Source organism: Methylobacterium sp. ap11 (assembly GCF_900110515.1).
GTDB classification, from domain to species: Bacteria; Pseudomonadota; Alphaproteobacteria; order Rhizobiales; family Beijerinckiaceae; genus Methylobacterium; species Methylobacterium ajmalii.
Window position 1 is genome coordinate 125,503 of the sequence record NZ_FOEB01000018.1, and the last position, 11,213, is coordinate 136,715.

Annotated in this window: 5 protein-coding genes (1 of these 5 running past the window's edge); 2 read left to right on the plus strand and 3 right to left on the minus strand. The window is 70.7% G+C overall.

Going from position 1 to position 11,213, the window contains the following annotated elements; genetic code table 11:
* Both BMX97_RS22710 and BMX97_RS22715 read left to right on the plus strand, forming a co-directional pair.
* A protein-coding gene (locus BMX97_RS22710) for a tandem-95 repeat protein (protein WP_244538597.1) crosses the window boundary here: on the plus strand, positions 1 to 3,584 show its final stretch. It extends 6,646 nt beyond the left edge of the window; only the last 3,584 of its 10,230 coding nucleotides appear in the window; its start codon lies beyond the left edge, outside the window; its stop codon occupies positions 3,582 to 3,584.
* A 247-nt stretch (positions 3,585 to 3,831) separates the two neighbouring features.
* Positions 3,832 to 4,020, plus strand: a complete 189-nt coding sequence (locus tag BMX97_RS22715; protein WP_091753515.1) for a hypothetical protein — start codon at positions 3,832 to 3,834, stop codon at positions 4,018 to 4,020.
* 837 nt (positions 4,021 to 4,857) lie between these two features.
* On the opposite strand, the gene BMX97_RS22720 is transcribed toward BMX97_RS22715, so the two are convergent.
* From BMX97_RS22720 to BMX97_RS22730, 3 genes are all read right to left on the minus strand, one after another.
* Positions 4,858 to 6,318: an HlyD family type I secretion periplasmic adaptor subunit gene (locus BMX97_RS22720; protein ID WP_091753516.1), complete on the minus strand. Its 1,461-nt coding sequence runs from the start codon at positions 6,316 to 6,318 to the stop codon at positions 4,858 to 4,860.
* Complete coding sequence (locus BMX97_RS22725; protein WP_091753517.1) at positions 6,315 to 8,486, minus strand: type I secretion system permease/ATPase; 2,172 nt, start codon at positions 8,484 to 8,486, stop codon at positions 6,315 to 6,317. The genes BMX97_RS22720 and BMX97_RS22725 overlap by 4 nt, the downstream gene beginning before the upstream one ends.
* A 781-nt stretch (positions 8,487 to 9,267) precedes the next feature.
* Positions 9,268 to 10,668, minus strand: coding sequence for an FAD/NAD(P)-binding protein (locus BMX97_RS22730; protein WP_091753518.1), 1,401 nt, complete (start codon positions 10,666 to 10,668; stop codon positions 9,268 to 9,270).
* Positions 10,669 to 11,213: the final 545 nt, after the last annotated feature.

Consider the following 11,213-nt stretch of genomic DNA (forward strand, 5'->3'; position numbering starts at 1 on the left):
TGCGCGTCGATCCCGACGCCGACTTCAACGGGGAGGGGTGGTTCGACTACGCGATCGAGGACAGCACCGGCCTCGCGGCGGCCGCCAGGGTCGCCGTGACGGTGAGCCCTGTCAACGATGCGCCGGTCATCGCCGCGCTGCCGGTGCTGAAGGGCATCGAGGACCGGCGCTTCAGCGCGGCCCTGCCGGCAGGGTTCGTCACCGACGTCGACGGCGACGCGCTCCTCTTGGAGGTTCGGGGCAAGGGCGGCGGTGCCCTGCCGTCCTGGCTCTCCTTCGACCCCCGGACCCGGACCCTGAGCGGCGATCCCCCGGTGGATTTCAACGGCACCGTGGCGCTCGAGGTCTCGGCCTCCGACGCATCGGCGAGCGCCAAGCGCGAGCTCCTGGTCTCGATCGCCCCGGTCGCCGACACGCCGGTCCTGCTGCGCCCGCTGCCGGATCACGTCGGCCTCGGCGGCGAGGTGCTCGCGCTCGCCCTCGACCGGAAGGCCTTCGGCGACGCCGACGGCGACGCGCTCAGCCTTTCGGCACGGCTCGCCGACGGGTCCGCCCTGCCGTCCTGGCTTGCCTTCGACGGCGCGACCTTCACGGGTACTCCGCCGCGCGCGTATGGCGGCGATCTCGACATCGTCGTGCAGGCGAGCGATGGAGCGCTGACCGCGACCGACGTCTTCCGTCTCACCATCGTACCCGGCAACGCCGCACCGGTCCTCGCCACGGCGCTGCCGGACGTGCGCGTGCCGGAGGACGGACCCATCCGGATCGAGGTCGCGGCGGACCACTTCACCGACCCCGACGGCGACGCGCTCGGCCTGTCGGCACGGCTCGCCGACGGCTCCGCCCTGCCGTCCTGGCTCGTCTTCGACGGCACGACCTTCACGGGGACGCCGCCGGCCGACGTCTCCGGCGCCCTCGACATCCGGGTGACGGCGAGCGACGGCACGTTGGCGGCGGACGGCACCTTCCGGCTCACCATCGTGCCGGTCAACGACGCGCCGGTCCTCGTCTCGCCCCTGGCCGACGTGACCGTCCGCGAGGACACGGCGGTGTCGATCCCGATCCCGGCCGACCGCTTTGCCGACATCGAGGGCGACGCCCTGACGTTCGGCGCGCGCCTCGCCGACGGGAGCGACCTCCCGACGTGGCTCTCGCTGCGCGACGGGTGCCTGACCGGCACGCCGCCGGCAAACTTCACCGGCACGCTCGCGATCGAGATCGTGGCGAGCGACGGGGCGCTGGCGGCGAGCGGCGTGTTCCGGCTCACCGTCGCGCCGGTCAACGACGCACCGGTCGTGGCGACCGCGCTTCCCGACGTGGTCTCGCCCCGCGGCGCCGCCATCTCGATTGCCGTGCCGGCTGGCTCCTTCGGCGACGTCGACGGCGATGCGCTCGCCCTCACGGCGCGTCTCGCCGACGGATCGGCCTTGCCGTCCTGGCTCGCCTTCGACGGCACGACCTTTTCCGGCCGGCCGCCGGCGACCTTCACCGGCGCGCTCGACCTCCGGGTGACGGCGAGCGACGTCTTCCGCCTGACCGTCTCGGCGACCAACCGGGGGCCGAGCCTGGTCCGGCGGCTTCCCGACGCGACCTCCCCGGAAGATTCCCTCGTTTCGGTGGCGATCCCGGCGGGGAGCTTCCGCGATCCGGACGGCAACCGGCTGACCCTGACTGCACGGCTGTCGAGCGGCGCGGCCCTGCCGTCCTGGCTGGCCTTCGACGGCGCGACCTTCGCGGGTACCCCGCCGGCGGACTATGCCGGCGCCCTCGATATCCGGGTCACGGCGAGCGACGGGGCCCTGACGACGAGCGACGTCTTCCGCCTGACGATCACGCCGGTCAACGACGCGCCGGTCCTGGCCCGCCCGCTCCCGGACGCGACCTCGCCGGAGGATTCTGCCGTATCGGTGACGATCCCGGCCGGGAGCTTCACCGACGTCGACTCGACCCTGACCTACGCGGCGACGCTGGCCGACGGGACAGCCCTGCCGTCCTGGCTCCGGTTCTCGGGCACGCGGTTCACCGGCGCGCCGCCGGCCGACTATGCCGGTGCCCTCGATATCCGGGTGACGGCGCGCGACGGTACGCTCAGCACGAGCGACGTCTTCCGCCTGACGGTGACGCTGGTGAACGACCGGCCGGTCGCAGCGAATGACGGGCCGTTCGCGGTGATCCGCGGCGACACCCGGACGATCGCCGCGGCGGATCTCCTGGCCAACGACCGCGACCCGGACGGCGACGCGCTCGCGGTCGTCGCCGTCGGCGAGGCCCGCAACGGCCTCGTCGCGCTCGGGCCGGACGGCGGCATCCGCTACACGCCCGATTTCGGCTACGAGGGTGCCGACCGGTTCTCCTACACGGTGGGCGACGGGACGCTCACCGCCGCCGCCACCGTGCAGCTCGCCGTCTCGGACGCCTTCGCGGGCTGGCGCCGGGGCACGGGGGGCGCCGACACGATGACCGGAAGCGACGGGGCCGCCAACAGCCTGTTCGGCGGGGCCGGCAGCGACCGGATCACCGGCGGCGACCGTGCCGATCGCCTGGCCGGCGGCGGCGGCAACGACACGCTTACCGGCAACGACGGCGACGACCTGTTCTGGGGCATGTCCGGCAACGACACGATCGTCGGCGGGGCCGGCTTCGACACGGCGCACTACAACGGTATCCGGTCGAGCTATCGGATCGCTACCGTGGACGGCACCGTGCGGGTCGTCGACCTGCAGCCCGGCACCCACGGCAACGACGGGACCGATACCGTGTCGAGCGTCGAGCGCCTGGTCTTCCGCAACGGCGAGACAGTCTCCGTCGCGGCACCTATCGTCCTCGACCTCGACGGGGCCGGCATCGAGACCCGGAATGCCGGCCAGTCGGCGGCGCGCTTCGATATCGACGGCGACGGTACGCCCGAGGCCACGAGCTGGATCGGGCCGACGGAGGCGTTCCTGGTCCTCGACCGGAACGGCGACGGCGCCGTCAGCGGCATCGACGAGATCAGCTTCGTCGATGAGGTCGCGGGCGCGCGCTCCGACCTCGAGGGGCTGCGCGCCCTCGACGGCGACGGCGACGGCCTGCTCTCGGCGAGCGACGCCCGCTTCGGCGACCTGCGCCTGTGGCAGGATCGGGACGGCGACGGGCACCAGCAGGACGGGGAGATCCTGACGCTGGCGCAAGCCGAGGTCCGGGCGATCGACCTCTCGGGTGCCGCCACCGACCGGGACTGGGCGTTCGGCAGCACGGTGATCGTCCACCACGGGTCGTACATCCGCACCGATGGACGCCGCATGGACCTCGCCGACGCGGCGCTCACCGCGCTGTCCCGGCCGGACCCGGTCAGGACCGACCTGGCCGCGACGACCGCCGATGCGCTCGCGCGGCTCCGGGACGCGGCTCCGGCTCCGTTCGCCGGCTGGCCCACCACCACCGCGCCGGCCGCTGCCGCCGGCGCGATTCCGGAGGGCGACGATGCGGCGCGGCTGCTCGCCCTGATGCGCCAGGACATGTCGTCCTTCGGCACGCGCAGCGGGGAGGCGGATCAGGCCTGGCGGCGGACGGACCAGATCCGGCCGATGGACTACTTCGCGTGACGGCCGGAGCGTTTCTCGACGACGCGGGTACCGGGTGGCCGCAGAAAACGCGGCAGGATCGATGAAGGTCGATGATCCGGAGCAGCGTCCGCCTCACCGTGATCGGACGCTGCCCGGGAGGCAATCCCATCGAGCAGGCGGAGTGACCGGTCGCTCGGGCCGACGTCGTGCCGAAAGGAAACCGACTCCTGCGGCACCCGGCCGATCTCCGCGCGCTGCGGAGCCCGGCTTCCCCCGGATCTGCCTCGTGGCCGACGACGTGCTGCAGGGCGCGCAGTTTGCAATCCTGCCGGACGGCAGCCTGATCGCGCGACGCTTCATCCGGCCGTTCGAGGCGTGCCACAAGGGCAGGCCCCTGGAGCTCGATGCGGAGGGCGTCACTTATGCGGACGGCGCGGTCTACGTCGTCGGCTTGCATGGCCGCTCGCGGCCATAGGCCGGCAAGAACGAGAGGACGCTCGCGGCCCGTGCCCGGGCGACCCGGCACCTGTCCCGATCCTTGTCGATCCGAAGACCGTCGAGCTGGAGCGCGGCGATGTCGCCGGCGCGCCGGAGGTCACCGGGACCAATGCCCTCGGGCGCATCCTCGCCGAGATCCCGCAACCGGCCCCCTTCCACGACGAGGCACTCGAGGAGGGAGGACTGATACGCTTTCCGATTGATCGCTTCGCGATGCGGAAAGCGGCTTCGCTCAGGCGCCGCGCTAGCTGGTGATACGAGATCCGGAAGTCATCTTCCGGATCTCGTATCACCAGTCGAGGGCATCGCGGTCCGCGGCGACCTTGCTCCATGCCGGCCTGCGCGGCCCGGTGCCGGCGGATGCCCGCGCCGCATTCGTGTCGGGTTCCACCCGAGAGCCTGTTCGGCGGCAGGCGGGCGGCGGGCACGCTTGCCGGGATCGCCCTCGGCCGCGACAGCGCCGGCGGGAAACGAGGGGTGCGCGACCTCGCGGCGGTGCCGGACGGGTTCCTCGTCCTGGCCGGTCCGATGCACGACCCGCAGGACGATGCGGTCGCGGACGGAGAGTGCACCATCTTGTCCCAGGACGGCCGGTCGGCGCCCGCTCAGGCGGCTCGATCTGCCCGGCCACGGGAGGATTGTGGAGCCGGAGGCGCTGCTGCCCCTCGATCCTGGACCGGACGGGCAGCGCGTGCTGCTGCTCTTCGACGGCGCGCAGGAGGGCGGCCCGCGCGCCGTCGTGCTGCCGCGCTGAACGGACCGCGGATCGCCGCGAGCCCGAGATCCAGAGGTCGTCCCCGGATCTCGGGTCGCCTCACCGCTCCCGCCCCGCCTCGTCCAGGGACCGGGTGATCGGCGACAGGAGGTACTGGATGATCCGCCGCTCACCGGTCTTGATCTCGGCCTGGACCGAAAGGCCGGGGCCGAGATCCTGGTCGCGGCCGCGGACCCGGATGCTGGTCCGGAGCAGGCGGATGCGGGCGGCGTAGACGAGGCCGGGCTGGAGCGGCCGGCCCTTGTCGTCGCGTGGGGCGGCGGCGGGCTGGGACAGGTCGATGGCGTCGCGGCTGATGCCCTCGACGATGCCCGGGACGAGGCCATGCTCGGTGAACGGAAAAGCCTCGATCTTGACCCGGACCGGCTGGCCCTCGCGCACGAAGCCGACATCCTTGTTGAGGAGGTGGGCCTCGACCTCGATCTCGGCGCCGTCGGGCACGATGATCATCAGCGGTTGCGCCGGCTGCACCACGCCGCCGATCGTCGCCACCGCGAGCTGCTGCACCGTCCCGGCCACCGGTGCGCGCAGCTGCAGAAGCTCGCGCCGGCGCACCGCCTTGCGCAGATCTTCGGCGGCGGCCTGGGCCTTGTCGCGGGCCTGCAGCAGCTCGGTGACGGCGGTCTTCGCCAGGGCTTCGTGCAGACGTCGGCTCTCGGCCTCGATCGCGGTGATCGCGGCACGGGCCCGCTCGGCATTGGCGGTCTGGACCTCGATGTTCTGCGTGTGCTCGATGCGCAGCTGCTCGTATTCGAGGAGCTTGAGCCGTGCGAAGCTGCCCTGGTTGGTGAGGTGCCGGCGGGCCTCGAGCTGCTCGTCGATGAGCGGCAGGGTGCGCCGCAGCTTGGTGACCTCGGCCTGGGCCGAGGTGAGCTCGGCGGCGCGCTGGGCGGCCTGCTGGCGCAGGCTCGCGGCCTGGGCCTCGTGCTCGGCGATGCTGGCGCGCAGGAACTGCGCCTCGCCCGCTTCGGTCGCGGCCGGCAGGCCTTCGGGCGGGACGAAGCCGGTGGGCTTACCGTCGAGATAGGCGAGGAGCGCGGTGCTGCGCGCCTCGGTGACCCGGGCGGCCAGCAGCGCCTGGCGCGCCTGGGCCTCGTCGGCGGTGGCCAGCGTCGAATCGAGCTGGACCAGAAGGTCTCCCTCGGCGACGTGCTGGCCGTTGGCGACGTGGATCGCCCGCACCGCGCCGATCTCCATCGGCTGGATCACCTTGACCTTGCTCGACGGGATGACCTTGCCGGCCGCGACCGCCACGACGTCGACGGTGCCGAGCACCGACCACAGCAGGGCTGCGGCGAAAAACGTGCAGATCATCCAGATGAGCGCCCGCAGGCCGGGGCTCGGCGGCCGCTCCATGATTTCGAGGGCGGCGGGCAGGAACTCGTGGTCGGAGAGCCGGCGGCGGGCGCGCTCGGCCTCGTCCTGCGCCGCCCAGGAAGCCCGCAGCACTGCCCAGTGCCGGGACGGGCCCGGACTGCGATCGGCCACCCGGGCGGTCATGCGCCGTGTCCCATCTGCTTGGCGTAGAGCTGGGCGTAACGGCCGCCGGCCCGGATCAGCGTGTCGTGGTCGCCGGATTCCGTGATCCCGCCGGCCTCGACCGTGACGATCCGACGGCACCCGCGCACGGCGGAGAGGCGGTGGGCGATGATGATGACCGTGCGCCCCAGGGCGATGCCCGCGAGGTTGGCCTGGATGACCGCCTCGCTCTCCGCGTCGAGGGCGCTCGTTGCCTCGTCGAGGATCAGGATGCGCGGGTCGCCGATCAGCGCCCGGGCAATCGCGACGCGCTGGCGCTGGCCGCCGGACAGGTTGGCGCCACGCTCGTCGATCACCGTGTCGTACCCGTGGGGGAGGGCGAGGATGAACTCGTGGGCGCCGGCGAGCCGGGCGGCGGCGATCACCCTCTCCATCGGCAGGGTGGTGTCGGCCAGGGCGATGTTCTCACGCACCGAGCGGTTGAACAGGATGTTTTCCTGCAGCACGACGCCGATCTGCCGGCGCAGCCAGGCCGGGTCGACGAGGGTCAGGTCGACCCCGTCGATCATCACCCGGCCCTGCTCGGGCACGTAGAGGCGCTGGACCAGCTTCGTCAGGGTCGACTTGCCGGAGCCCGAAGGGCCGACGATGCCGATCGTCTCGCCGGGCTCGATCGCCAGGGAGACGCCCCGCAGGGCTTCCGGTGCGTCGGGCCGGTAGCGGAAGCGCACCCGGTCGAAGGTCACCGCGCCTTCGATCGGCGGCAAGCTCGCGCGTCCGGGATTGTGCTCGGGCTCGGCCGGCGCGTTGAGCACGTCGCCGAGCCGGTCGACCGAGATCCGCACCTGCTGGAAATCCTGCCAGAGCTGCGACAGCCGCAAGATCGGCTGCGCCACCCGCCCCGACAGCATGTTGAAAGCGACGAGCGCTCCGACCGACAGCTCGCCGGCGATCACCGACCGGGCGCCGAAATACAGGATCGCTACGGTGGTCAGCTTCGAAACCAGCTGGATCAGGTGGCTGCCCCAGTTCGCGAGCGTCGCGACCTCGAAGCCGGTCTTGGTGTAGCCGGCGAACTGCTTCTCCCAGCGGGCGCGCATCTGCGGCTCGACGGCCATCGCCTTCAGGGTTCCGATGCCGGTCACGCTCTCGACCAGGAAGGCCTGGTTTTCGGCGCCGCGCCGGAACTTCTCGTCGAGGCGCGCCCGCAGCGGTGCAGTCACCACCACCGAGATCGCGACGTAGAGCGGAATAGACAGGGTGACGACCAGGGTCAGCAGCGGGCTGTAGACATACATCACCGCGAAGAAGACGACCGTGAAGAACAGGTCGATCACGACCGTGACGGCGTTCGAGGTCAAGAACTCGCGGATCCGCTCGAGCTCGCGCACCCGCGCGACGCTGTCGCCGACTCGGCACGCCTCGAAGTAAGAGAGCGGCAGGTTGAGGAGGTGGCGAAACAGCCGGGCCGACAGCTCGCTGTCGACGCGGTTGGTGGTGTGCGCGAACAGCCAATTGCGCAGGGCCGAGAGGCCGGTCTCGAAGGTCAGAACGGCGGTCAGCCCGATCGCCAGCACGTCGAGCGTGGTCAGCGACTGGTGCACCAGCACCTTGTCGATCACCAGTTGGAAGAAGATCGGCGAGACCAAGCCCATCAGCTGGAGGAAGAACGAGCCGATCAGCACGTCGCGTAGGGGGCTGCGGTACTTCACGAGCGCCGGGATGAACCAGCTGACGTCGAAGGGCCGGGCGATTCCCGTCATCAGCTCACGGGTCGTCATCATCAGGAGACGCCCGGAGAAGTGGGCCGCGAAGGCCTCCTGCGTCCAGACCTCGGGCCGCTCGCCGCCGGCGCTCTGAACGAGATAACGGGTCCCGTCGGCCTGGGGATCGACCTTGAGCAGGATGACCGCCCCGCCGTCGCGCGTCTCGGCCAGCGCCGGCAGCGGCACCCGGGGCAGCGCGGCGAACCCGGTGGACTTGATCCGGGCGACGATCGCTAGACGCTTGGCGATCCGCGCGAGATCCTCAAGCCGGTAGCGGCCGTCGGGCGTGCCGTGATCATGGGCGATCTGGTTCGGATCGGCCGGCACGCCCAGGAACTTCGCCATCAGGACGAATGCGAGGAGCGCGTCGGGTCTTGCGGTCGCCGCGGGGGCGAGGAGGGCGGAATCAACGGCGGCCGTCATCGCCGATTCCGATCATGGCTCATCCGATCCGTCGGGCCATCGCCCGCGACCGCTTCGAGGTACTCCGCCGCGGCTGCGGCGTGCGCAGTCCCGGTCCTGCCGCACATGGGCATCCTATCCTCGTTCCATCGTCGGTGTTCATCGCGCCTCATGCCCAGCCCAAGCTTGGCATAGAACCTGTGACCTCCAGCTACGCGCTGCGGCAGCCAAATCTCGCCGTCCATCGCCGATCAGCCTGCGAAAGGTTTGAGCGCATACCTGTGCGCTGGCTCAGCCAGCGCGCCCACCTGCGGCGCCAGCGATCACCGGAAAACCCCGAAACGAGATACAAGCGGGATATCATAGACCGACATATCGACTAGTCCAATAGGTGTCGTTTGATTGACGCAAGGTATCATCCCCGCATAAAAAGCACAATGGCCGTTCTCGGGTTCGATAGTTGGTTAAGTTCGGTTTATGCTTGTGGCGAAGGATGTGGCGTCAACAATGCGTCATTCCCACTCGCCTGGCGGACGCCCACCGACGGTTCGGCTATCCGTCGAGCGTGACCGGCAATCAACGCTAGGCATCCCTGACAGATTCGCCTCCTGCAGTGTTTGACCAGCGAGCCCGATCGGTATGCCGAGATGCTCTGGGCAGCGGGGCCGTCCCTGTCCGAGAACGCGGCTTTCCGCGGCCACGCATCTTCAGGGCGCTCGCATAAGGATGATTATGGAACTACCGCCCTAGGCGTCTTTCTCCGGCAAGCCCCCCGCCGCACAAAACAGGTTCTCGCCCCGCATCACGCCGTCTCCCGCGCCGCACAGGGCGAGGCGTCCCGCAGCCGTGACACCACAGTCCGGGCGAGTTCCGCCGCCTGACCGCGGATATCCGGCACCGCCGTGCATTCCCACATTGTACCGCGCAACAGCGGCCCGAGGGTCCAGAGCCGGCGTCCGGACTCGCCACGCTGATCGAGGACCGCAAGGTTGTCGGAGACGGCGAGGCCCAAGCCCAGGGCGTCCGGACGGATCAGGCCCCGGGCCATCAGGCGGCGTAGCAGCAGATCGTCGGTATCCGCGACGCGCCCGACCCCGGACGCGTCGATGATCCGCTGGACCTCGATGACCCGCGGCGCGGCCACGCCGCGCTCGCGCAATGTGACCAGGGCGTACCCCGCCCGATCCTCGATGCCGGTCACCCGGGCCCGGAGCACGGTCAGACCGCCGCCGATGCGCTCTCGCGCGATGATCTCGGCCGCTGGCGGCGCCATCCGGTGGCGGTGCACGTCCCAGAATGCGCGCAGATGGCGCAGGAAGCGGTGCTGCTCGCCGAGCGGCAGGCCGCGCCACAGCTCGATGCTGGCACCGCGCAGGGAATCGATCACGCTGCGCCAGTCGGCCCCGGCGGCTTCGGCCCGTCGCACCTCGGCCCGCACGCAGCGCAGCAACGCGACGAGCGAGCGCCGCGCCGCCGCCGGCACGTCGGGCGCCGTCCACGGGGCGGTCGGCGCATGGACCTGGGGCAGCAGGCCGCGCCGCGACACGGCCAGGATCGGCCCTGCGAATCCCCGCTGTCGCAAGGCCGCGACGGCATCCACCATGGTGAGCCCGGTCCCAACGATCAACAACGGCAGATCCGGCCGCAGATCATCGAGCGGCTCGGCATTCCACGGGTCGACCGCGTAGCGGCTCCGCGGGTTGCCCGGGGCGCGCAGGTTGCCGCAAGCCAGGATGGCGCCGGCGACATAGCGGCGTCGCCCCGCCGCAAGGGTCAGGTAGAACCCCTCCTCCTCGGGCGCGAGGTCCACCACCTCGTCGTGCTCCAGCATCAGGTGCGGCGCCGGCCCCGGCTCGGCCAAGGCCGCGAGCAAGAGCTCGGTGAGATAGCGGCCATACAGGCCGCGAGCGGCGAACAGGCCGGCCGGCGTCGAGCGCGTCAAGGCAACGCTGTCGAGGGGGCAGCTCTCGAGCCAGCGGGAGAAGTGATCGGGCAAGTCCGGAAACGCGCTCATGTTGGTGGCGCGCACGTTGAGCAGGTGATCGCTGCACCCCGTTGCATAGGCGAGGCCACGGGCGAAGGCGCCAGACTTCTCGCAGAGAAGAACCGGGCGCTCCGGCATCAACCGGCTCAGGTGGATGGCGGCCATGGTTCCGCTGAACCCGGCGCCGATCACCGCGATGGGCGGAAGGGCGTTGCGCATTCGCCGTCGGTCTCCTGCCTCCGTCGCCACACTGTAGGAGAAGCGGGAGCCCAGGTCTCTATCCTCGGCTGGCTCATATTGGGGTACGAGGCTTGCACGAAAAACCGGCGACTCGCCCGGAACCGAAGTACGTCTCGTCGCCCCCCACCTCGGACCATCAGAAGACCGGCGAGAGGCTTTGCTCCACGCAGGCCCGTTCGCGCTCCGTGTTGACAGGGGAGCCGGCTACCCTTAGACAGCCGCTCACCGACGGGGCGCCGACGAACTGGCCGCCGCGCCGCACCTCCCCAGAGACGAGCGAGCAAGGGCCAGGGCAACCCGGCGCTGCTTTCCGTTTCCGAGAAGGTCGAGATCCGGCTCTGACCGGATCGGCTCTTTGACAAGTTCATACGAGAAAGAGAAGCGTGGACGGCGTCGTCCCTGCGGATCGGATCTTCGGGTCTGGTCGTGAGTAGGATGATGCTGGTCCGACGTTTCGGTGCTCACACGATCAGGTGGAAACGCCGGTCGGTCGTGAGCCTCCGTTACTATTGTGATCAGCTATG